Origin of the sequence: Micromonospora sp. LOL_024, from assembly GCF_048060415.1 — a bacterium.
Taxonomy (GTDB): Bacteria; Actinomycetota; Actinomycetes; order Mycobacteriales; family Micromonosporaceae; genus Micromonospora.
Genome location: NZ_JBHMIS010000002.1, coordinates 89,122 through 110,433 on the forward strand (window position 1 = coordinate 89,122; position 21,312 = coordinate 110,433).

Sequence of the window (21,312 nt, forward strand, 5' to 3'; positions counted from 1 at the left end):
GTGCTCCGACGAACAAGGAGATGAGTATGCGTATCACGCGCATTGCGGCGCTCGCGGCAGCCGCGACCCTCGCGCTCGGCGTGACCGCCTGCGGCGGAGACGACACCGGAGACGACACCGGTGCCGGCGACAGGTCTTTCGCCGCCGGCAGCACCATGGAACGGCTGAACGAGGCCCAGTCCATCAAGGTTGGCACGAAGTTCGACCAGCCCGGCTTCGGCCAGAAGGGGCTCTCCGACAGCCCGGAGGGCTTCGACGTCGAGGTGGCGAAGATCATCGTCAAGGAACTCGGTATCCCCGAGAACAAGATCGAGTGGGTTGAAACCCCCTCGAAGGTCCGTGAGGACGTCATCGTCAACGACACCGTCGACATGGTCGTGGCCACCTACACCATCAACGACCCACGCAAGGAGCGCATCGCCTTCGCCGGGCCGTACTACGAGGCCGGGCAGAACATCATGGTGAAGAAGGACGACGGCAGCATCACCGGACCGGAGTCGTTCCAGGACGGCACCAAGAAGGTCTGCTCCGTCACCGGCTCCACCCCGGCTGAGGAGATCAAGAAGTACGTCAAGGACGTCGGCGCCCAGCTGGTGCTCTTCGACACCTACGACAAGTGCCGTGACGCCCTCAAGGGCGGCCAGGTCGACGCGGTCACCACGGACAACGTGATCCTGCTCGGCTTCATCGCCAAGGATGAGGCGTCGTTCCAGCTCGCCGGTGACAACTTCACCAAGGAGCCGTACGGCATCGGCGTCAAGAAGGACGACACCGCCTTCCGCGACTTCATCAACGACACGCTGGAGAAGGCTTACGCCGACGGCACCTGGAAGAAGGCCTGGGACGACACCGCAGGCAAGTTCGGTGCCGAACTGGGCGACGCCCCGGCCGTCAACCGCTACTGATCACCGCCGATCTGGAGGGTGGGAAGGAAGTCCGACCGTGAATGTGCTCATCGACAAGTTCGACGTCTTCGCGGGCGGATTCTGGCTCACCCTCCAGATCTGCTTACTCGCCGCGATCGGCGCCCTGGTCCTGGGCGCCGTCGTGGCGGTGCTGAGGATCTCGCCGATGCCGCCGCTGCGCGCAGTCGGCACCGGCTACGTCAACGTCTTCCGGAACCTGCCGCTGACCGTGGTGATGTTCTTCGCCGCGTTTGGCCTGCCGGCGCTCGGCACCAACGCGGACTTCCTGCGTATCCCCGGCCTTGACCTGATCTTCAGCCGGCTCGGCACCGATCTGCCATACTTCCGGTTCGCGCTGATCGCCTTGGTGCTCTACACCGCCGCCTTCGTCTGTGAGGCGCTGCGTTCGGGTGTGAACGCCGTGCCCGCCGGCCAGGCGGAAGCCGCTCGTTCACTCGGGCTCACGTTCGGTCAGAACCTGCGGCACGTGGTGTTGCCACAATCCTGGAAGGCATCCGTGGTACCGCTGGGCTCCGTGATCATCGCGATGATCAAGAACTCTGCACTGGTCGGCTTCTTCGGTGTGGTGGGTGACCTCTCGCAGACCGCCGACCAGCTCACGTCGGCCGAGGGCCATGCCTTCGTACCGGTTGCCATCGGCATCTCGATCGGATACCTGATCATGACAGTGCCGCTCGGCGCGCTGCTGGACCGGCTCGAGAAGCGACAGGCGGTGGCACGATGAACCAGCAGGGCAGCGTTCTCTACGACGTACCCGGGCCCCGCCAGCGCCGGATCACGTTGATCAGCAGCATTGCCGCCACGTTCGTCCTGCTCGCAGGCGCGTACTTCCTGGTCTACCGCCCGCTGGAGGACAAGGGCCAGTTCTCGATGGAGCTGTGGGGTCCGCTGATCGACCCCTCAAACGAGTACTTCTCCCAGGTGTGGGACAAGATCGGCTACGGGTTCCGCAACACGCTGACCGCCGCGGCGCTGGCCATCATCTCCTCGCTCGCGGTCGGCACCCTGCTGGCCGTGCTGAGGATCCAGCTCAAGCACCTGGGCCACCGCCGGTTCACCGGTCTCGCCATCCCGCTGTCGTACCTGGCACGCGGGCTCACCGCCGTGCTCTCCGCGATCACCCGGATCTGCGTCGAAGTGTTCCGAGGGCTGCCGGTGGTCATCACGATCTTCTTCGTGGCTCGCGGCTTCCCCGAGTTCGGCATCTCCTTCGACACACTGTGGTACCTGGTCATCGGCCTCACCATCTACAACTCCGTGGTAATCGCCGAGATCCTTCGCTCGGGCATGGAGGGCCTACCCAACGGGCAGGCCGAGGCCGCCGCCGCGACCGGGCTCTCCCCATTGCAGACCACCCACCTGATCCTGCTGCCGCAAGCGTTCCGGATCATGCTGCCGGCGCTGATCAGCCAGCTGGTGGTGGTACTCAAGGACACCTCGCTGGGCTTCATCATCAGCTACGAGGAGACCCTCAACATCGGCAAGCAGATCATCGGCGTGCTGGACAACCCGATCCAGGTGTACGTCGTGATCGGGCTACTCTTCATTTTGGTCAACTACTCGCTTTCCAAGCTGGCTCACTACGTCCAGCATCGACTGTCAAGGGGCCGTAAGAGCGCCGGCACCCCTGCGAAGCAGCCACCGGCCACAGTGCTCGTTCCCCAGGCCAAGGCCTCCGACGGCGTTTGATCCACAAGGTGGGAGGCTGGCCGTGATCTCGGCCAGCCCTTGATCACCGCCCAGCCTGCAGATCTCGTTCGCCAGGATTCGCTGGCCAGGATCATGCTGGCTCACCGAAGTTGGTGAGGATCGGCTGGGGCCGTCGGTCTGTCCAGGTGGACCTTGGTGTGAGGGTGCCCGTGGCTCCTGGTTCATCATCTTGTGTTCCATGCTCGGCGATCCTGCCGTCGTCAACAACGACGATCACCTCAATCCGCCGCATCGAGCGGAATTTACGTCCGACCACCGCCCTGGCCCACACGTGCAGTGAACCAGCAAGCCAGGCCCTAGACAACGACCCCGCGCCCGCAACCGCCGACCCCACCCCATCTCATTAAGCCTACAAAACCCTTAAACGTAACCTAACCATTGCACTATGTAACAACTCGAGAGTTTGAATCAACCTCAGCGGGCGATCTCGGTGACGCGGGACTCGCGAACCACCGTCACCCGGATCTGGCCGGGGTAGGTCAGCTCCTCCTCGATCTGCTTGGCCACGTCCCGGGCCAGCACCGCCGCGCCGATGTCGTCGACGTCGTCGGGCTTGACCATCACCCGGATCTCGCGGCCCGCCTGCATGGCGAAGACCTTCTCCACGCCGAGCTTGCCGGCCGCGATCTCCTCGATCCGTTCCAGCCGCTTGACGTACGCCTCCAGGCTCTCCCGCCGTGCCCCCGGCCGCCCGCCGGAGCAGGCGTCGGAGGCTTGGGTGAGGACCGCCTCGACGGTTTGCGGCTGCACCTCGTTGTGGTGCGCCTCGATGGCGTGCACCACGTCCTCACTCTCGCCGTACTTGCGGGCCACGTCGGCGCCGATGATCGCGTGGCTGCCCTCCACCTCGTGGGTGAGCGCCTTGCCGATGTCGTGCAGGAACGCCGATCGTTTGATCAGCGGTACGTCCAGGCGCAGCTCGGCGGCCATGATGCCGGCGATGTGAGCGGTCTCCACCAGGTGCTTGAGCACGTTCTGCCCGTACGACGTGCGGTAGCGCAACCGACCCAGCAGCGTGACCAGCTCCGGGTGGATCTCGGTGATGCCGACCGTCACCAGGGCGTCCTCGGCGGCCCGCTGGCACAGCTGATCCACCTCCTGCCGGGCCAGCTCGTGCACCTCCTCGATCCGGTGCGGATGGATCCGGCCGTCCAGCACCAGCTTCTCCAGCGTCAGCCGGCCAACCTCCCGACGTACCGGGTCGAAGCAGGACAGCAGCACCGCCTCGGGAGTGTCGTCGATGATCAGATTGACGCCGGTGACGGACTCGAAGGCCCGGATGTTGCGGCCCTCCCGGCCGATGATCCGCCCTTTCATCTCGTCGCCCGGCAGGTGCATCACGCTGACCACGCTCTCGGCCGTCTGCTCGCTGGCCACCCGCTGGATGGCGTCGACCACGATGTGCCGGGCCCGCTGCTCGGCCGTGGACCGGGCAGCGGACTCGATGTTCCGGACCAGCAGGGCGGCCTCCCGCTTGGCCTGCGTCTCGATCACCTCGATCAGTTCGGCCCGCGCGGCGTCGGCGGTGAGCCCGGCGACCCGCTCCAGTTCGCGCCGCCGCTGGTGCTCCGACTCGGTCAGCTCCTCCTCGCGGGCGGTGAGCGCCGCCTCCCGGGCGGCCAACGCGGCATTCGCCGCGGTCAACTGGCGTTCCCGCTCGGCAAGCCGCTCCACCTCCTCGGTGTGCAGCCGCTCCCGCTCGTCCATCCGGGTGGCCCGACGCTCCACCTCGACTGCCTGCTCGCGGGTGGTCGCGGCGAGTACCGCCACCTCCCGCTCGCCGCTGCGCCGGGCGGTGGTACGCAGCTGTTCGGCATCCGCCTCGGCCTGCTTGTGTGCCCGTTCGAGCACCGTGTCCGCCTCGGCGCGGGCGTCGTCGAGCACCCGACGGGCCTCCGCTCGGGCTGCCTTCGCCTCCGCCTTGCCGGCCGCCGCCTCCGTCCGGGCCGCCGCGGCGGCCGACTTCGCCACGTCGATGGTGCTGTTCACCTCGTCCGCGGCGGTACGCAGGGCGGCCAGGGACTGTTCCTGACGGTCCTTCTCGGCGACGTACGCCGGGTCCTCCGGTCCGGGGCGCGCCTGCAACCCGCGCACCATCCGAAGCCCGAGGAAGGCCGCACCGAGCACCACCAGGGTCAACACCAGCACGGACGCGAGGACCACGACGTCGAAGGCGCTCATGCCGCCGCCCCAGTCGCCGGATCCTGCTCGCCGTCGTCACTGGCCCCGGGTCCCGCCGCGCCGGCGGCCGGCTGCCCACTCATGCCGAGTCTCCGGTGGACCTGTTTCGCCTCACCATGGCGCGCCTCCCCTGAACGTCGCGGCGCAGCAGCCTGCCGGTGGGCAGACTCCTGCGGCTCTGGACGCCCGACCGGAGCGCCTGGCCGTGGGGTGGCTTTCTCCGCCGACGGTGCCCAGGGGACCGGCGGCGGGCCGGGTGCAGTGTCACGTCAGCGCCGGACCGGCCTGTCCGGAGCTGACGTATGCGGCCGATGGTGCCGGCCAAAGTGATGCTGTCTTGTTACGGGATCTATGTTGTGCGCTTAGCCTGCGCTTGGTCGGGCAACGTGAGCCTTTATGGCGAGGCTAGGTCTCAACCGGCCTCCGGTCAAGAACTCATGATCAAACCACCCGGACGGAGAGGAGTTGCGTGATCACTATGCGTCTTTAGATTCTCGGACTTGAGCGGGCAAAGAAGACGAAAAAACAGCCTGCTGGCCGCTCATCTGGCTGGTCGCCCCGCCACCGGCCACCAGCCACCTCAAAGAGCCCGGCCCGGCAGCCGGCCGCTGAGCCGTGAACGCCACCGACATCACGTGCCGGTCGGTCAGGCCGCGAGGTCAGCGGTCGATCTCGCCCTCGGCGTCGGCGAGGGCGTCGGCGTCGATCTGCTCGGCGAACTCGGCCGCCTCGGCGCTCTGCGCGGCGAGCGCGTCCTTCACCGCCCGGATGGACACGCCCGGCGGGTAACCCTTGCGGGCAAGCATGCCGACCAGCCGCCGGAACACCGCGTCCGGCTCACCGCGGGCGGTACGCAGCTTGCGCTCCACCAGTGCGCGGGCGGTCTCCGCCTCGGTGGTCTCGTCCAACTCGCCGAGCGCCTCACTGGCGGTGTCGCCGTCGACGCCGCGCTGACGCAGCTCGTTGGCGAGTGCCCGGCGAGCCAGCCCTCGACCGGCGTGCCGGCTGGCCACCCAGGCCCTGGCGAAGGCGGCGTCGTCGATGATGCCGACCTCGTCGTAGCGGTCGAGGACTCCGGCTGCGGTCTCCTCGGAGATGCCCCGCCTGGCCATCGCGGTGGCCAGCTCCGCACGGGTGCGAGGGCGGACCGCGAGCTGCCGCAGGCAGATCTCCCGGGCCACCTCGGCCTCGTCGCGAGGTGCGGCCGAGGTGGTGGCGGCGTCTTCGTTGCCGGCGTCGTCCTCGTTGCCAGCGGCACGACGGCCTCGGCGGGGACGGGGCGTGGCGTCACCCGTTCGGGACGGGCTGGCATCCCAGCCCCGCCCCGAACGAGCACGTCGTCCTGCCACGACCTGGATCAGAAGTCGACCGGCGGCAGCTCCGGGCCGCCGGTGGCGTCGCCAGCGCCGATCCCGACGCCGAGCTTCTCCAGGATCTTCTTCTCGATCTCGGCGGCCACGTCCGGGTTCTCCCGGAGGAACTCGCGCGCCTTCTCCTTGCCCTGGCCGAGCTGGTCGCCGTCGTAGGTGTACCAGGCGCCGGACTTGCGGATGATCGACTGCTCGACGCCGACGTCGATCAGCGAGCCCTCGCGGGAGATCCCCTTGCCGTACATGATGTCGAACTCGGCCTGCTTGAACGGGGACGCGACCTTGTTCTTCACGACCTTCACCCGGGTGCGGTTACCGACCACGTCGGTGCCGTCCTTCAGGCTCTCGATGCGCCGCACGTCGAGCCGGACCGAGGCGTAGAACTTCAACGCCCGCCCACCCGTGGTGGTTTCGGGGCTGTTGTGCACCATGACGCCGTCGACGAAGTAGTTGTGATTGCCCTCGACCTCGATGTCGAACCGGTTCATCGAGCGGGTCTTCGGCTTGACCCGGACATCGATGATCCGAGCGGGCACCGGCGTGAGCTCCGTCGGGACGAACTGCGGCTCAACGATGCACTGACCACGGAAGCGCGGGAGCAGCTTGGACTCCATCGCAGCCGGGATGTACGGCGCGACCAGTTCCTGGAACCTCGCTGACGACTCGGTGGTGAAGATGATCGACGCCGTCCCCCTGGTGCCCCGGGAAACCAGCTTCACGTCCATGCCGTACGCGTCGCGCAGGTGCTCCACCAGGCGGTCACGGCTGCCCTCCGCCATCGCTTCGACACAGATCTCGATCCGGCCGGAGCCGCCCGCCGCGCGCTCCTGCACACCCTTGGACCGGAGGGTGAAGCACCCGTCGTCCATATACCAGACAGCGAGGGCCAGCGGGGTCAGCGCCTTGAGGTAGTCCCAGCTGAGGTGCTTCCTGCCGTCGCCCAGATACACCGCACGGCGCAACTCGTCCAGCTCAGGCAGCGGAGTGAAGTCGACGAACCCGGCCCCCCGAGCGTCGGTACGCCGGGAGTGGTTGACGTTGCCGAGCAGCGAGACCTTCCAGTCGAGGTAATCGATCTGCTGTGCACCGTGGCCGAGACGGAAGCGGACACCGGAGCGATCCTGACGGTTCGGCGACAGGGCACCGTCGCCCATCAGCGAGCCGAGCACGACCTGCCACTGCTGCTCACTGAGGCGGCGTGACTCGGCAAGCATCACCCGGTCACCGGCGATCAACTCGCCCGCTTCCCGCCAGCCGCCCGGAGTGCGCACCAGGTGGTTGGCGGTGGCGGCGAACTGCGCCCGCCCGTTGCCGCTCGACTTGGCGACGGTGAACTGGAGGAACCGCTCCGCCGGACCGTTGTTGAACCAGTTGGTGATCCGCTTCGGCTCCACCCGGTCGGTATCCGGGTTGTAGGAGAGAATCTCCACGTCCATCCGCTGGTTGACGATCTTGCCGATCTTCTCCTGCGTGCCGTCGGCCAGGGTGACCCGGGTCGAGTACGACATGCATCCGAACATGACGCCGATCTTCTCGCGGAGCTGGTTGATGAAGATCGCGGTGGTGCCGGTGTTGTTGAGCACGCCGGTGATCTTCCGCAGCGCCTGGCTCATCAGCCGGGCCTGCAGACCGACGTGGCTGTCGCCCATCTCGCCCTCGATCTCGGCGCGCGGCACCAGGGCCGCCACCGAGTCGATCACGATGACGTCGATCGCGCCGGAGCGGACCAGCATGTCGACGATCTCCAGCGCCTGCTCGCCGGTGTCCGGCTGGGAGACCAACAGGGCGTCGGTGTCGACGCCGAGGGCCTTGGCGTAATCCGGGTCGAGCGCGTGCTCGGCGTCGATGAAGGCGGCGATGCCGCCGGCCCGCTGCGCGTTGGCCACGGCGTGCAGCGCGACCGTGGTCTTGCCGCTGCTCTCGGGACCGTATACCTCGACCACCCGGCCCCGGGGCAGACCGCCCACCCCGAGCGCCACGTCGAGCGCGATGGAACCGGTGGGAATGACCGAGGTCTGGATGACCGGTCGCTCCCCCAGGCGCATCACCGAACCCTTGCCGAACTGCTTGTCGATCTGAGCGAGAGCAAGGTCGAGCGCCTTCTCCCGGTCAGGACCTGCCGCCATCGTTGCCACCCCTGCCTTCGCCGGCGTCTTTCCTGAGCTTCGCGTCACGCGGGACACGCTAGGCGCTGGGTCCGACAGAAAACCAGCCGACGGGCCGTGGCCTGTGGACGAGCACCTCGCTGTGGACAATAGCCGAACAGGTGTACGAGTCGGCAAGGGACACGCGGAAGTAGCGAAACGGGTGCTCAACGTAGCCGAGCGGGCACCCGGTCAGGGTAGGCGGCGACCACCGCACGCCACACCACGTGCGTCTGCTCACCATCCGCGAAGGCCTGCTCGATGGTCCGACCACCGAGCTCCGACAGCACCTGGTCGCTGGCGAGGCTGGCCGCGTACCCCGGCCCGAACGCCTCCGCCAGGCGCGCCCAGAAGTCGGTCAGCCGCAACGTGATCAGTCCTCCTCGTCCGGCGCCTCCACCGGCACCGGTCGCAACGCTAGCGCCAACAGGGGCGCCACCGCGACCGCGGCGAGCAGGGCCAGAACGGGAAAACCCGCCACCTGCATGACAAACCCGCTGAGCGCCCCCGCCAGCGCCCCGGCCAGCCCCATGACCAGGTCGGACAGGCCCTGCGCGCCGGGGCGCACCGAGTCCGGCACCGACTCCGACAGCAGGGTGGAACCGGCCACCATGGTCGCCGACCAACCAAGCCCGAGCAGGATCAGACCGATGGTGAGCCGGAAGGTGTCGTGCCCGGCGGTCCCGGCGACCGCGCAGGCGGCCAGCAGCGTGCCGATCCCGCCGAGGATGACCGGGCGTCGCCCGGCCCGGTCGGTGAGCCAGCCGACCACCGGCGCCAGCGCGTACATGCCGGCGATGTGCAGGCTCAACACGAGTCCGACCACCGGCAACACCTCGTCCACGGCGTGGTACTCCCGCAGGTGTACCGGGGTCATCGCCATCACCGCCACCATCACCAAATGGCCCATGGCCACCGCGGCGACGCCGAGCCGGGCCGCCGGCCTGGCGCGTACCACCGACCAGGCGGTGAGCATGCCCGCACCGCGCCGGGCCGGCGGTGCCGGCACGGCGACCGGTTCGGCCGCCGCCGGTGTGGCGCCGGAGAACGCCGGTGGCGGCTCGCCCACCCCGGTAACCACGCCCGAGCGGGCCGCCGCGAGCCGGCGCGCGGTGAGCAGCGGGTCGGGCCGCAACCCCAGCAGCAGTACGCCGGCGGCGAGCACGAACGCGACGACGCTGAACGCGAACGGGCCGGACAGTGACGGCAGTCCCCAACCTGTGGTGGTGCGGTCGGCGAACGCGGCGAAGTTCGGGGCGGCCACCGCCCCGATGGTGGTGGCCCAGACGATCATCGACAGCTGTCGGGCTCGACGACCCGGCTCGGCGAGGTCCACCGCCGCGTAACGGGCCTGGAGGTTGGCCGCGGCGCCACCGCCGAAGAGCAGCATGCCCACGAAGAGCAGCGGGACCCATCGGGTCGCCGCCGCCAGCACCACCAGCACGCCACCCAACGCGCCGACGCCGTACGCGAAGACCAGACCCGGGCGGCGGCCGTGCCCGTTGATGATCCTGGTGACCGGGATGGCGAGCAGAGCGCCGCCGACCACGGCGGCGCTCTGGGCCAGGCCGGCCACCGCGACGCCGGCGAGTTCGGCGGCCAGCAGCGCGCCGACGGCGATGCCGATGGTCACCCCGATCCCGCCGATGACCTGGGTGGTGAAGAGCAGGCGCAGGGTACGCCGCTGGATCGGCGCGACCTCCGGATGCGTCGGCACCGGGGTCGTCAGGTCAGTGGCCAATGGATTGCTCCTGGGTCGGGGAGGGCCATCCTTTCGCACCCGGCTGGCAGTGGCAGCCCGGTTTCGTCACAGCCCCAGGCCCCCCGCGTTGAACTCGGCGACGCAGTGGTTGAGGAAGGTCCGCGCGATGGTGACCTCGGTGTCCAGCTCGGCCAGGAGGAACCGGTTGGGTTGGAACCTCCCGATCGGCCGGTCGAACGCCTCCCGGGTGCGGGCGTCCAGGGTCAGCGCGAGCAGCCGTTCTGCGGCGGCGACCGCGGCGCCGGCAGAGCGCCACACCTCGCGGTCGACGATCCCATCGGCCTCCCAGCGTTCGTGGTGCGGCACCGTCTCCCGGGCCAGGAAGGTCCGGCACAGCTCGCGGAACTCGTCGTGGTCGCGGTCGTAGAGATGCTGCTCCATGGCGGCAAGTGTGGCACCGGCGTCGGGCGGGCGGGTCAGGCGCTGAGGGCGCGGGCGACGACGGTGAGGTCGGCTACCAGGCCGGCGTAGGCCACGTCGTGGTTGTCGGCGCGGAGCACGGCGGAGGGGTGGATGCTGGCCAGCAGCCGGGCGGGTGGGGCGTCGGCGGTGTGTCCGGCGCTGTCCACCGGCACCTGCCGGAAGTCCTCCGGGTGCTGCGCGACGGCCGGCCAGGGCAGCAGTTCGCCGCGCTGGCGGGTGACCCGGAAGGTCGGGCCGAGCAGCGCCTTCGCGGCGGTCGCACCGAGCACGACCACGATCTCCGGGCGCAGTCGGGCGAACTCGGCGACCAGCCAGGGCCGGCAGGCGGTGATGTGCAACCGGTCCGGCGTCTGGTGGATGCGACGCTTGCCGCGCAGGTCGAACCGGAAGTGCTTCACCGCGTTGGTGAGGTAGATGTGTCCCGGGTCCAGGCCCGCGTCGTCGACCGCCCGGCGCAGCAGCCGGCCGGCGGGGCCGACGAAGGGCAGGCCCTTCTGGTCCTCGATGTCCCCGGGCTGCTCGCCGACGAAGACCACCCGGGCGGTGGCGTCGCCCCGGCCGAAGACGGTCTGTGTGGCATCCCGGTACAGCTCGCAGCCACGGCAGCCGGTGGCGGCGGCCCGCAGTGCGTCGAGGCTGTCGGGCCGTGGCGGGATGAACCGCTGGGCGCCGGGCGCGGTGTCGGTGTCGGTGTCGGCCATGGCGACTGTTCTACCCGGTGCGGCGCGGCCACGCGAGGAGGGCCGGGCGGTCAGGCGGTGAAGCCGCCGGGCGGGACCGGCCGGGCCGCCCGGGCGAGCGCGTCGGCCAGCTCCGGCAGCTCCGCCTCGGCCAGCGAGCTGACGGTGATCCGCAGCGCGGGTGGGCCGGCGATGCGGTACAGAGCGCCGGGTGCGGCCAGCCAACCGGCGTCGCGCAGCACGGTCGAGGCGACGGTCTCGTCGGTGACCGGCAGCCACACGTTGATCCCGCTGCGGCCGTGTGCCGGCAGTCCCCGGTCGGCCAGGGCGGCGACCAGTCCGTCGCGTCGCCGCTGGTAGCTACCCGCCGCCCGGTCGATCAGGGCGGCGACCGCCGGATCCTGCCAGAAGGACAGCACGAGCCGTTGCAGCACGGTGGAGACCCAGCCGGCACCGACCCGCGCCCGGCCGGCCACCCGGGCCACGGTGGTCTCGTCACCGGCCAACACGGCCAGGCGCAGGTCCGGACCGAACGGCTTGCTCGCCGAGCGGAGGAAGGCCCAGCTGGTGGTCGCACCGGCCAGCGGGTGCAGCGGTGCGCGGGCCAGCTCGGCGGCGTGGTCGTCCTCGATCAGCAGCAGGTCGGCGTGCCCGGCGAGCAGGGCCCGCAGCGCGCCGGCCCGGTTGGCCGAGACGGCCGCGCCGGTGGGGTTCTGCGCCCGACTGGTCACGATCAGTGCTCTGGCTCCGGCGGCGAGCGCGGCGGCCACTCCCGCGACAATCGGCCCGTCGTCGTCGACCGGCACACCGATCGGCCGCAGCCCGAGCGCGGCGAGCAGGTCGAGCAGGCTGGCCCAGCCCGGATCCTCCACGGCGACCGGATCGCCGGGTCGAAGATGCGCGCCGAGCAGCCGCTCAATGCCGTCCAGCGCGCCGCCGGTGAGGGTCACCTCAGTGGCGGGCACCCCGTCGGCGGTCAGTCGCGCCCGGGCCGCCTCAGCCACCTCCGGCAGCACCCCGACGTCGGGATAGCCCACCGGCTCGGCGGCGGATGCGGCCAGGGCGGCCAGGTGCGGGCGCAGCGACGGCAGCAGCCGGGGATCGGGTTCGCCCCGGGACAGGTCACGTAACCCGGGGGCGGGTGGTGGACGCAGCGCCGCGCGGCGGGCCGCGACGGGCGGGCGGGCGCGGACCCGGGTGCCGTGCCGGCCGGCGGTGACGACGAGGCCACGCCGGCTCAGCTCGGCGTACGCCCGGGACACGGTGGCCGGGCTGACGGCCAGGGTGGCGGCGAGCGCGCGCACCGGCGGCAGCGGGTCGCCGGGGGCAAGTTGGGCGCGGCGGATGCCGGACTCGATGCTGGCCGAGATCTGGACAGCAGTCGTACCGGTCACCTGATAACGTGCTGACACAAAAGCAAGATTGTACTAGAACAATGAACTGTCCGATGAACAGGGGCCGGAGCATGTACACACAGACCGCCCGCACCACCGCCAGCCGCTCCCGGGACCGGATGAGCTACGACCGCGACGCCGCCCACTTGGTGCTCGACGAGGCGTACCACTGCGCGCTGGGGTTCAGCGTGGACGGTGAGCCGCGCGTGCTGCCCACCCTGCACGTCCGCGTCGGCGACACGCTCTACCTGCACGGCTCCACCGGCAGCCGGCCGTTGCTGGCCGCCCGGGACGGCGGTCTGCCCGTCTGCGTGGCGGTCACCCTGCTCGACGGGCTGGTCTACGCCCGCGCACAGTTCCACCACAGCGCCAACTACCGGTCGGTGATCGCGCACGGCACCGCCCGCCTGGTCACCGATCCCGACGAGCGGGCCAGGGTCTGCACCGCCCTGGTGCAGAAGACCGCCCCCGGACGCGCGGCGGACAGCCGCCCGCCCAGCCGGCGGGAACTCGCCGAGACCGCAGTGCTGGCGCTGCCCCTGGTGGAGGTGTCGGTACGCGCCCGCGACGGCGGGGTGAGGGACGAGCCGAGCGACCTCGACCTGCCGCACTGGGCCGGGGTGGTGCCGCTGCGGTTGACCGCCGGGTTGCCCGAGCCCGACGCCGGGGTCACCGCGCCGGTGCCGGCATACCTACGTCCGGCCCGGTCTCCCTGGCACGAGCCGGTGCCGCTGCGCGGCCGGCACGTGCTGCTGGAGCCGCTCGACCTCTCGCACGCCGAGGCACTGTTCGCCGCCACCGCCGACCCGGAGGTCTGGCGGCACCTCGGCACACGCCAGCCGGTCGACGCCGCTGAGCTGGCCGTCGCCGTCCGGGGCTACCTGAACGCGCGGCACCGTGGCGAGCGGGTGCCGTGGGTGCAGCGGTGTTCGGCCACCGGCACGGTCGTCGGCACCACCTCGTACTACGAGATCGACCCCGAACGGCGGTCGGTGGCGATCGGGTACACCTTCCTCGGCCGGCCCTGGTGGCAGAGCGCGATCAACACCGAGGCGAAGTTGCTGCTGCTCACCCGCGCCTTCGACGAGCTGGGCGCGGTGCGGGTCATCTGGCACACCGACATCCGCAACGAGCGCTCACAACGGGCGATCGAGCGGCTCGGCGCCCACCGGGAGGGGGTGCTGCGGATGCACCGGCTGCGTCCGAACAACTCGTGGCGGGACACCGTGCAGTATTCGATGACCATCGACGAGTGGCCGAACGCACAGGTCACGCTGCGGAAAAGGCTTCGCGCGAAGGCCACCGTCGCCGGATGATGTCGGGCGTGCTGGGGATCACCGACATCTGGACCTACGTGCTGGGCACCGTGGCCATCGTGCTGCTGCCCGGACCCAACTCGCTCTTCGTCCTCGCCACCGCCGCCCGGCGCGGGGTCGGCGTGGGCTACCAGGCGGCGAGCGGGGTGTGGATGGGCGATGCGGTTCTCATGTTCCTCTCCGCTGCGGGGGTGGCGTCGCTGATCAAGGCGTACCCACCGATCTTCCTTGTGATCAAGTACGCGGGCGCCGCGTACCTGGGCTATGTCGGGTTGACCATGTTGCGCGGCGCCTGGCGGCGCTGGCGGGACCGCAACGACCCGGACACCCCGCGGCTGATCGACACCGCGCAGCCGGCGGCGATGCGCAGCTCGTTCCGCAAGGCACTGGTGATCAGCCTGCTCAACCCGAAGGCGATCCTGTTCTTCGTCTCGTTCTTCATCCAGTTCGTCGATCCGAGCTACCCCTGGCCCGCGCTCTCCTTCCTGCTGCTCGGCCTGATCGCCCAGGTGACCAGCGCGCTCTACCTCACCGCGCTGATCTTTGCCGGGACGTTCCTGGCCGTCCAGTTCAGCCGGCGCCGCCGGCTGGCGGTCGGCGCGACCACCGCCGTGGGCGCGCTCTTCCTCGGCTTCGGCCTCAAGCTCGCCCAGGGGTAAGCGCAGGTCAGGTGCCGTCGCCACCGCCACCACCGATGCCGGCGCCACCCGCCGTGCCGCCCGGGCCGAAACCCGGCCGGATCGGCTCGTCGGGCGATCGGCTGACATGGGCGGACTCGGTGATCGGTGCCGACCAGTCGGCGTGTGACGCGGCCGCCGCGTGCCGGTTGATGGCCTCGCGCAGCCACCCGTCGACCGTGCTCGCCCAGTCCCGCCGGTCGGCACCGGCGTGCCAGACCCGGAACCGGCTGATGCTGGTGTGGGTGATCCCGGCCAGGGCCAGCCGCCGATCGCACCAGAAGATCACCTCTAGGCCGGCGGAGTTCGCAATGAAGATCACCTCCAGCTCGGTGATCGGCCCGGCATAGACCGGGCCCACCCACAAGCCCCACCGCTGGTGCAGGGGTAGGGCCTGCTCCACCGCCGGCAACCGGCCGTCGACCAGCCCCGCCTGGCGGACGGTGAACCCCAGCGCCGCCAGCGCCGCCAGCACCTGCTGCTGGGTGGGCAGTGGGTGGACGAAGACCGGCACCATGGCGCCCTGGTCCACCGCCGGCTCAATCGCCACCTCCGCCCGCAGACCCATCCGCAGGCTCAACAGCGGTACCCCACCCAGGGTGGTCACCGGGGTCTCCCACGGCAGCGCAAACTCGAACGGAATCGACCGGGCCCGCCCGGCCCCCAGCACCAGAGACTCCGCCACCTGCGCCTGGTGGAACTGCACCAGCCGGCGGGGTGCTTCCGGGTCGTCCGGCTCGACCATGCTGACCAGGCCGAGCCGGACATGGAATACCGGCACGTCGACGGCCCCGGCGACGAGCTCCACCCGCCCCGGCAGCCGCAGGCCGGGGCGGGTGGACGGGTTGGCCAACGTGGTCCGCACCGTCAGGCCCGTACCGCCTGACTCCGGTGACACCCCCGTCAGCCGCACCCGCGTCCTCCTACCTCAGCCGGCGCGCCGCACGAGGGACCGCGTCGGTCTCGTCGTCGAACTCCCCGATGACCTCCTCCAGTAGGTCCTCCAGGGCTACGAAACCGACCGGACGGGCCGGACCACCCCCGTTGCGGACCAGGGCGAGCTGGGACTGGCGGGCCCGCATCACGGCCACCGCCTCGGTGACGGTGGCCGAGTCGGGCAGTGTGATCGCGTCGTTCATCAGGTCCGCCGCGGTGGCGTCAGGCCGGCTGACGATGGCCCGCACCGCCTCACGGACGTGCACCAGGCCGCAGACGTCGCCAGCGGCGTCCAGCACCGCCATTCGCGACCGGCCGCTGTCCCTGCTGACCTGCTCGATCCGATCCACCTGGTCCTCCCGGCGGACGGTCACCATCCGGTCGAAGGGTTCCATCACCTGGGCGATGGTGGTGCCCTGCAACTCCAGCATGCTGGTCAGCAGCTCGTGCTGGGCGGCACCGAGCAGCCCGTGCTCACGAGACTGCTCCAGCAGCATCCGCAGCTCGTCGGGGCCGTGCACCTGGGCCAGCTGATCCTGCGGGTTGACCTTGACCAGCCGCAGCATCGCGTTGGCCACCGCGTTGAGGATCGACAGCACCGGCCGGGCCACCCGGGCGAACGCCCGGAACGGCAGGGCCAGCAGCAGCGCCGAGCGCTCCGGGTCGGTGATCGCCCACGACTTCGGCGCCATCTCGCCGACCACCAGGTGCAGGAACGTGACCAGGCTCAGCGCGAAGATCAGCGCGACCACATGGCTCGCACCGTACGGCAGGCCGACGGCGTGCAGCAGTGGGCTGAGCAGCCGCTCGATCGCCGGCTCGGCCAGTGCGCCCAGGCCCAGCGTGCACAGCGTGATGCCGAGCTGCGCGCCGGCCAGCATCAGCGACAGCTCGCGTACGCCGTCGAGTGCGGCACGGGCGGCCCGGGCCCCGCCGGCTGCCGCCTGTTCGAGCCGGTACCGCTTGCTCGCCACCAGGGCGAACTCGGCGGCGACGAAGAAGCCGTTGAGCGCCAGCAGGACCACGGAGGTGATCAGCGCGAAGCCAGCGCTCATGCCGTCACCTCCTCGTGCCCGCCGGTAACCTGGAGACGGACCGAGTCGGCCACGTGCCGGTCGACTGCGAGCACCTCGACCAGGGCGCGCGGCGAGACCTCGCCGTTGTCACCGTCGACCGGCAGGTCGATCACTAGCCGGTCACCGACCTCGGGCACCCGGCCCAGTTCGCGCATCACCAGCCCGGAGAGGGTGTCGTACTCGGGACGTTCGGGCAGGGCAATGCCGGTGCTGTCGGCGACCTCGTCGATCCGCCAGCGCGCGGGTACCACCCACGAGCCGTCGTCCTGCCGCGCCGGGGCCCGCTCCGGCGGGTCGTCCTCGTCACGGATCGGACCGACCAGCTCCTCGGCGATGTCCTCCAGCGTGATCACACCGGCGAAGCCGCCGTACTCGTCGACCACGCAGGCGAGCTGCCGGTGCCCCGAGCGGAGCCGGTCCAGCACGGTGGGCAGCGGTAGCGTCTCGGGTACCAGAAGCGGTGGGCCGGCCACCGCGCTGATCTGGGTGGTGGCCCGCTGCGCCGGCGGGACCCGGAGCACGTCGGCGATGCCGATCACGCCTACCAGATCGTCGACGCCCTCCGCTCCCCGCACCGGGAAACGGGAGTGGCCGGTATCGAGCAGCTCGACCACCCGGCTGACCGGCTCGTGTGCCCGCAGGGTGTGCACGTGGACCCGGGGCACCATGGCCTCGCCGGCGGTCAGCTGGCGGAAGTCGAGCCCCCGGTCCAGCAGCGTCGACATCTCCGCGTCTAGGTGGCCCTCCAACCGGGACTCGGCGATGATCCGCTCCAGGTCCTCGGGGGTGGCGCCGCTGGGCAGCTCCTCGATGGGCTCGATGCCGATGCGGCGCAGCAGCCGAACCGCGGCCCGGTCGAACAGTTTGATCACCGGGCCGGCGATCGCCAGATAGAACAGGGTGGATCGGGCCAGCGCCCGGGCGACCTGCTCGGGACGGGCGATCGCCAGGTTCTTCGGGGCCAGCTCGCCCACCACCATCTGCACCACGGTGGCGATGACCAGGGCCAGCACGATCGACAGCGGCAGGGAGACACCGGCGGAGACGCCGGCCACACCGAGCAGCTCAGCCAAGCCGGCACCGAGATAGGGCTCGGCGGCGTAGCCGACCAGCAGGGCGGTCACGGTGATGCCGAGCTGGGCGCCGGAGAGCATGAACGACAGGCGGGCGCTGACCTCGAGGGCACGGGCGGCTGCCTGGTCACCCTGGCCGGCGAGGTGCTTCAGTTTGCCGCGGTCAACGGCGACGTAGCCGAACTCCTGCGCGACGAAATAGCCCGTCGCGACGGTCAGAACGGTGATCAAAAAAAGTCCGACGAGGATCAGCACGGGAGACTCAGGGCTCCCGGGGCCGTCGGTACGAGGGGACGCCGGGGCTTACCCGGCTGGCTACTGCTGCCCTCCTGGGCAGACGAGTCGATCATGCCGTCATTCTACCGGCGTCCGGACCCGGAACGGGCAGGTGTGCGGACCCCGGTCCGGCCCGCGGGGACCACGGTCACCGCCACGTGGCGGACGGTCACCGGTCGGCCAGCTCGTCGGTGTCGAGCAGGTCCCGATCCACCCGCCCGCTACGGTATGCGGCCCGGCCGATCATCTGCGCGGCGACCGGTGCGGTGGCCAGCTGGAACACCCCGACGAGGACGATCATGCCCAGGTCGGAGAGGCTGCGCAGGCGCAGGCCCAGCCCGAGCAGCAGCAGGAGCACGCCAAGCACCTGCGGTTTGGTCGCCGCGTGCATCCGGCTCAGCGTGTCCGGAAAACGGAGCACCCCGATCGCGGCGGCCAGGCTCAGCAGCGCACCGGCGACCAGGCTGGCGGCGCCGAGCCAGTCGGCGACCGCACCCGGTGTCACGGCTGGTCCCAAACGGCGAAGCGGACCAGGGAGACAGAACCGACGAAACCGAGCAGGGCGAGCACCACCAGCACCGGAAGCGTGGTGGCGTGCCGGTTGACGGCCGCCTCCGCGCCGACGGCACCGAGGATCGTGGCGAGCAGCATGTCGGCGGCGACCACCCGGTCCAGCAGCGTCGGGCCCCGGTAGAGCCGGACGAGGGCGAGCAGGGCGGTCAGTGACAACAGGCCGGCGAGCAGGAAGGCGACGACTTCGTTCACGAGAATTCCTTGTCGACTCGATCGGAACGGACCATGCGCAGCTCGGCGTCCGAGCCGACCGCCGAGACGATCCGCCGCTCCACGTCCCGGATCCGGGCGCGGCTGGCGGCGAGGTCGGCGGGGCCACGCACGTCGAGCACGTGCACGTAGAGGATCCCGGCATCCCGGTCCACCTCCACGATCAACGTGCCCGGTACCAGGGAGAGGACCTCTGCGGTGAGAGCCAGATTGAGATCGGTGGACACCCGCAGTTGGACCGCGATGATGGCCGAGCGGGGGACATAGCCGGGATGCACCGCGATCCGGGCCACGTGCGCGCTGGCCCGGACCAGTTCGACGCCGAACCGCCCCCCGAACACCAGCAGCCCGCGCAACCTCAGCCGACCGGTGAAGGTGACCGGAGGAAGCGGGAAGAACACCAGCACCGCGCCGGCCACCAGCAGACCACCCAGCAGGTTGCCCCAGCTGAAGTCCCCCCAGAGCAGGTTCCAGACCAGCACCAACCAGCCGTACGCGATCAACTGGTCGCGCCGGCGGCCCGCAGTGGCCCGGGCCTTGCTGGCGGACCCGGACGGTGGCACCGCGCCGCCGGTGCCGGGCGCCGTCACGACGCCCCGCCGGGCAGGACGGCCCGCACGTACGGGGTCCGCTCCATCAGATCGGCCGCCGCACCCGCGGTCACCTCGAACAGCGGACCCGCCGCCACGGTCAGCGCCACACCGAGCGCCACCAGGGCGACCGTGGCCCCGACCATCAGTGCGGGCAGCGGCGCGGTCGGCGCGACGGCCTGGCAGGGCGACCGCCAGAAGGCGATGTTCCACACCCGGCTCGCCACGTAGAGGGTGAGTAGGCTGGTCGCGGCGCCGACGGCCACCAGCGTCCAGGGCAGCGGTCCGCCAACGGCGACGCCGGCCTGGAGTAGGCCGAGCTTGCCCAGGAAACCGGAGAACGGCGGGATGCCCGCGAGGTTCATCGCCGAGACGAAGAACAGCACGCCGAGCAGCGGCGCCAGCCGGGCCAGCCCGCTGAGCCGCCGCAGGTCGGTGCTGCCGGTCCGCTGCTCGACCAGACCGGTGACCAGGAACAGGGTGGTCTGGATGGTGATGTGGTGGACCACGTAGAAGATGGCTCCGACCAGCCCGGCGACCGTGCTGAGCCCCACACCGAAGATCATGTAACCGATGTGGCTGACCAGCGTGAACGACAGCAGCCGTTTCAAGTCCGACTGGGCCACCGCGCCGAGGATGCCGACCACCATGGTCAGTCCGGCCGCCACCATCAGTAGCTCGCCGGCCTGCTGGTCCGGGAAGAGGAGGGTTTGGGTCCGGATGATCGCGTACACGCCGACCTTGGTGAGCAGGCCGGCGAAGACGGCGGTGACCGGGGCGGGCGCGGTCGGGTAGCTGTCCGGCAGCCACGCCGACAGCGGGAAGACCGCCGCCTTGATACCGAAGGCCACCAGAAGTATCAACTGGAGGCTCAGCCGTACGCCGTCCGGCAACGCGTCCAGCCGCGCGGCGAGCTGGGCCAGGTTGAGGGTGCCGGTGGCCGCGTAGACCAGGCCCACCGAGATCAGGAAGATCATCGACGCCAGGACGTTGACCACCACGTACGTTGAACCGGTGCGGATCCGTGGTCCGGTGCCGTTCAGGGTGATCAGGACGAAGCTCGCGGCGAGCAGCATCTCGAAGCCGACGTAGAGGTTGAACAGGTCCCCGGCGAGGAAGGCGTTGCACACGCCGGCGGCCAGCACCAGGTAGGTCGGGTGGAAGATGGACACCGGCGCGGTCTCGCCGACCTCCGCCTGCCCCTGCCCGATCGAGTACAGCAGCACGCAGAGGGTCACCGCCGAGGAGACCACCAGCATCAGCGCGGCCAACTGGTCGGCGACCAGCACGATGCCGACCGGTGCTGGCCAGTCACCGATCTGCACCACCAGCGGTCCATGTCGGTACGCCTGCACCAGCAGCACCACCGCCACCACCAGGCTGGTGCTCAGGCAGCCCACGCTGAGCACCCGTTGCAGCCACGGCCGGGTGGCGAACAGCAGGGTCAGTGCCGCGCCCAGCAACGGCAGCACCACCGGCAGCGGCACCAGTTCGCTCATCGCCGCCCCCGTCGGTGATGGCTTCGCGGGTCCCGGATCATCCCGGCCCCTCGGGTCGTTCAGGTGCCGGCGCGTCGATCTGCTCCGGGTCGGCGACGGCCGGCTCGCTCGCGAGGTCGGCGGTCGAGACCTCCTGATGCGCGGCCCGGCGCACCACCTGCCGGTCCTCGACGTCGTCGGGCACCTCGTCGTCGCCGGTCAGGTACCAGCTGCGGTAGCTGATCGCCAGCAGGAAGGCGGTGAACCCGAAGGTGATCACGATGGCGGTGAGCACCATCGCCTGGGGCAGTGCGTCGCTCATCGCGGCCTCGTCGGTGACCCCGACCACCGGCGACTCCCCGGACCGGCCACCGAAGACGATCAACAGGTTGACACCGTTGCCGATCAGGATGACACCGAGCAGCACCCGGCTCAGGCTGCGTTCCAGCAGCAGGGCCACGCCGCAGCCGACGAGCACCCCGATCGCCACGAAGGACATCAGGTTCGCTCCGGCGCT

At 70.4% G+C, this 21,312-nt stretch carries 21 protein-coding genes and 2 pseudogenes; 5 read left to right on the forward strand and 18 right to left on the reverse strand.

What is annotated here, in order from left to right:
* The first annotated feature begins 26 nt into the window (after nucleotides 1-26).
* The 3 genes from ACFHWY_RS04260 to ACFHWY_RS04270 are packed head-to-tail and all read left to right on the forward strand — an operon-like array spanning nucleotide 27 to nucleotide 2,615.
* A complete protein-coding gene (locus ACFHWY_RS04260; RefSeq protein ID WP_416578762.1) occupies nucleotides 27-905 on the forward strand; it encodes a glutamate ABC transporter substrate-binding protein in 879 nt (292 codons plus the stop codon).
* Between the two features lie 37 nt (nucleotides 906-942).
* The gene (locus ACFHWY_RS04265) at nucleotides 943-1,650 is read left to right on the forward strand and encodes an amino acid ABC transporter permease (protein WP_416578763.1); all 708 of its coding nucleotides are present in this window, start codon (nucleotides 943-945) and stop codon (nucleotides 1,648-1,650) included.
* Entirely contained in the window at nucleotides 1,647-2,615 is a 969-nt protein-coding gene (locus ACFHWY_RS04270) for an amino acid ABC transporter permease (RefSeq protein ID WP_416578764.1), read from the forward strand. Before ACFHWY_RS04265 ends, ACFHWY_RS04270 begins: the two co-directional genes overlap by 4 nt.
* A 435-nt stretch (nucleotides 2,616-3,050) precedes the next feature.
* On the opposite strand, the gene rny is transcribed toward ACFHWY_RS04270, so the two are convergent.
* The 10 genes and pseudogenes from rny to ACFHWY_RS04320 all read right to left on the reverse strand — a co-directional run bounded on the left by rny (nucleotide 3,051) and on the right by ACFHWY_RS04320 (nucleotide 12,608).
* Nucleotides 3,051-4,817, reverse strand: a complete 1,767-nt coding sequence (gene rny / locus ACFHWY_RS04275; protein WP_416578765.1) for a ribonuclease Y — start codon at nucleotides 4,815-4,817, stop codon at nucleotides 3,051-3,053.
* Nucleotides 4,818-5,476: 659 nt separating this feature from the next.
* A complete protein-coding gene (locus tag ACFHWY_RS04280; RefSeq protein ID WP_416578766.1) occupies nucleotides 5,477-6,166 on the reverse strand; it encodes a regulatory protein RecX in 690 nt (229 codons plus the stop codon).
* An 8-nt stretch (nucleotides 6,167-6,174) separates the two neighbouring features.
* A complete protein-coding gene (locus tag ACFHWY_RS04285) occupies nucleotides 6,175-6,675 on the reverse strand; it encodes a hypothetical protein (protein WP_269440770.1) in 501 nt (166 codons plus the stop codon).
* 171 nt (nucleotides 6,676-6,846) lie between these two features.
* Nucleotides 6,847-7,401 (reverse strand): annotated as a pseudogene (locus ACFHWY_RS04290) (LAGLIDADG endonuclease); the annotation flags it as partial.
* A 60-nt stretch (nucleotides 7,402-7,461) separates the two neighbouring features.
* Nucleotides 7,462-8,313, reverse strand: a pseudogene (gene recA, locus ACFHWY_RS04295) (recombinase RecA); the annotation flags it as partial.
* A gap of 185 nt (nucleotides 8,314-8,498) precedes the next feature.
* Nucleotides 8,499-8,699: a DUF3046 domain-containing protein gene (locus tag ACFHWY_RS04300; protein ID WP_416578767.1), complete on the reverse strand. Its 201-nt coding sequence runs from the start codon at nucleotides 8,697-8,699 to the stop codon at nucleotides 8,499-8,501.
* Nucleotides 8,700-8,704: 5 nt separating this feature from the next.
* The gene (locus ACFHWY_RS04305; protein WP_416578768.1) at nucleotides 8,705-10,072 is read right to left on the reverse strand and encodes an MFS transporter; all 1,368 of its coding nucleotides are present in this window, start codon (nucleotides 10,070-10,072) and stop codon (nucleotides 8,705-8,707) included.
* Between the two features lie 66 nt (nucleotides 10,073-10,138).
* Nucleotides 10,139-10,474, reverse strand: coding sequence for an acyl-CoA dehydrogenase family protein (locus tag ACFHWY_RS04310; RefSeq protein WP_416578769.1), 336 nt, complete (start codon nucleotides 10,472-10,474; stop codon nucleotides 10,139-10,141).
* Between the two features lie 35 nt (nucleotides 10,475-10,509).
* Nucleotides 10,510-11,217 (reverse strand): UdgX family uracil-DNA binding protein, encoded by a 708-nt coding sequence (locus tag ACFHWY_RS04315; RefSeq protein WP_416578770.1) that lies wholly within the window; start codon nucleotides 11,215-11,217, stop codon nucleotides 10,510-10,512.
* A 50-nt stretch (nucleotides 11,218-11,267) separates the two neighbouring features.
* Nucleotides 11,268-12,608, reverse strand: coding sequence for an aminotransferase class I/II-fold pyridoxal phosphate-dependent enzyme (locus tag ACFHWY_RS04320; RefSeq protein ID WP_416578771.1), 1,341 nt, complete (start codon nucleotides 12,606-12,608; stop codon nucleotides 11,268-11,270).
* Between the two features lie 53 nt (nucleotides 12,609-12,661).
* Between ACFHWY_RS04320 and ACFHWY_RS04325 the strand changes: the two genes are divergently transcribed.
* Both ACFHWY_RS04325 and leuE read left to right on the forward strand, forming a co-directional pair.
* Entirely contained in the window at nucleotides 12,662-13,906 is a 1,245-nt protein-coding gene (locus ACFHWY_RS04325; protein WP_416578772.1) for a bifunctional pyridoxamine 5'-phosphate oxidase family protein/GNAT family N-acetyltransferase, read from the forward strand.
* A complete protein-coding gene (leuE, locus tag ACFHWY_RS04330; RefSeq protein WP_416578773.1) occupies nucleotides 13,903-14,565 on the forward strand; it encodes a leucine efflux protein LeuE in 663 nt (220 codons plus the stop codon). Before ACFHWY_RS04325 ends, leuE begins: the two co-directional genes overlap by 4 nt.
* 7 nt (nucleotides 14,566-14,572) lie before the next feature.
* On the opposite strand, the gene ACFHWY_RS04335 is transcribed toward leuE, so the two are convergent.
* The 8 genes from ACFHWY_RS04335 to ACFHWY_RS04370 all read right to left on the reverse strand — a co-directional run bounded on the left by ACFHWY_RS04335 (nucleotide 14,573) and on the right by ACFHWY_RS04370 (nucleotide 21,294).
* The gene (locus ACFHWY_RS04335) at nucleotides 14,573-15,496 is read right to left on the reverse strand and encodes a sporulation protein (RefSeq protein ID WP_416578774.1); all 924 of its coding nucleotides are present in this window, start codon (nucleotides 15,494-15,496) and stop codon (nucleotides 14,573-14,575) included.
* A 10-nt stretch (nucleotides 15,497-15,506) separates the two neighbouring features.
* Nucleotides 15,507-16,574: a hemolysin family protein gene (locus ACFHWY_RS04340; RefSeq protein WP_416578775.1), complete on the reverse strand. Its 1,068-nt coding sequence runs from the start codon at nucleotides 16,572-16,574 to the stop codon at nucleotides 15,507-15,509.
* Nucleotides 16,571-17,923 (reverse strand): hemolysin family protein, encoded by a 1,353-nt coding sequence (locus ACFHWY_RS04345; RefSeq protein ID WP_416578776.1) that lies wholly within the window; start codon nucleotides 17,921-17,923, stop codon nucleotides 16,571-16,573. Before ACFHWY_RS04345 ends, ACFHWY_RS04340 begins: the two co-directional genes overlap by 4 nt.
* 190 nt (nucleotides 17,924-18,113) lie before the next feature.
* Entirely contained in the window at nucleotides 18,114-18,449 is a 336-nt protein-coding gene (gene mnhG, locus ACFHWY_RS04350) for a monovalent cation/H(+) antiporter subunit G (protein WP_416578777.1), read from the reverse strand.
* The gene (locus tag ACFHWY_RS04355) at nucleotides 18,446-18,709 is read right to left on the reverse strand and encodes a monovalent cation/H+ antiporter complex subunit F (RefSeq protein ID WP_416578778.1); all 264 of its coding nucleotides are present in this window, start codon (nucleotides 18,707-18,709) and stop codon (nucleotides 18,446-18,448) included. The genes mnhG and ACFHWY_RS04355 overlap by 4 nt, the downstream gene beginning before the upstream one ends.
* Complete coding sequence (locus ACFHWY_RS04360) at nucleotides 18,706-19,290, reverse strand: Na+/H+ antiporter subunit E (RefSeq protein ID WP_416579013.1); 585 nt, start codon at nucleotides 19,288-19,290, stop codon at nucleotides 18,706-18,708. The genes ACFHWY_RS04355 and ACFHWY_RS04360 overlap by 4 nt, the downstream gene beginning before the upstream one ends.
* 23 nt (nucleotides 19,291-19,313) lie before the next feature.
* Entirely contained in the window at nucleotides 19,314-20,816 is a 1,503-nt protein-coding gene (locus tag ACFHWY_RS04365; RefSeq protein ID WP_416578779.1) for a Na+/H+ antiporter subunit D, read from the reverse strand.
* A gap of 37 nt (nucleotides 20,817-20,853) precedes the next feature.
* Entirely contained in the window at nucleotides 20,854-21,294 is a 441-nt protein-coding gene (locus ACFHWY_RS04370; RefSeq protein ID WP_416579014.1) for a Na(+)/H(+) antiporter subunit C, read from the reverse strand.
* Nucleotides 21,295-21,312: the final 18 nt, after the last annotated feature.

Coding starts and splice junctions, on each gene's coding strand:
- ACFHWY_RS04260 (WP_416578762.1), top strand. CDS start 27: ATGCGTATCACGCGCATTGCGGCGCTCGCGGCAGCCGCGACCCTCGCG.
- ACFHWY_RS04270 (WP_416578764.1), top strand. CDS start 1,647: ATGAACCAGCAGGGCAGCGTTCTCTACGACGTACCCGGGCCCCGCCAG.
- rny (WP_416578765.1), bottom strand. CDS start 4,817: ATGAGCGCCTTCGACGTCGTGGTCCTCGCGTCCGTGCTGGTGTTGACC.
- ACFHWY_RS04285 (WP_269440770.1), bottom strand. CDS start 6,675: ATGAACCGGTTCGACATCGAGGTCGAGGGCAATCACAACTACTTCGTC.
- ACFHWY_RS04310 (WP_416578769.1), bottom strand. CDS start 10,474: ATGGAGCAGCATCTCTACGACCGCGACCACGACGAGTTCCGCGAGCTG.
- ACFHWY_RS04315 (WP_416578770.1), bottom strand. CDS start 11,217: ATGGCCGACACCGACACCGACACCGCGCCCGGCGCCCAGCGGTTCATC.
- ACFHWY_RS04325 (WP_416578772.1), top strand. CDS start 12,662: ATGTACACACAGACCGCCCGCACCACCGCCAGCCGCTCCCGGGACCGG.
- leuE (WP_416578773.1), top strand. CDS start 13,903: ATGATGTCGGGCGTGCTGGGGATCACCGACATCTGGACCTACGTGCTG.
- ACFHWY_RS04340 (WP_416578775.1), bottom strand. CDS start 16,574: ATGAGCGCTGGCTTCGCGCTGATCACCTCCGTGGTCCTGCTGGCGCTC.
- ACFHWY_RS04365 (WP_416578779.1), bottom strand. CDS start 20,816: ATGAGCGAACTGGTGCCGCTGCCGGTGGTGCTGCCGTTGCTGGGCGCG.
- ACFHWY_RS04370 (WP_416579014.1), bottom strand. CDS start 21,294: ATGTCCTTCGTGGCGATCGGGGTGCTCGTCGGCTGCGGCGTGGCCCTG.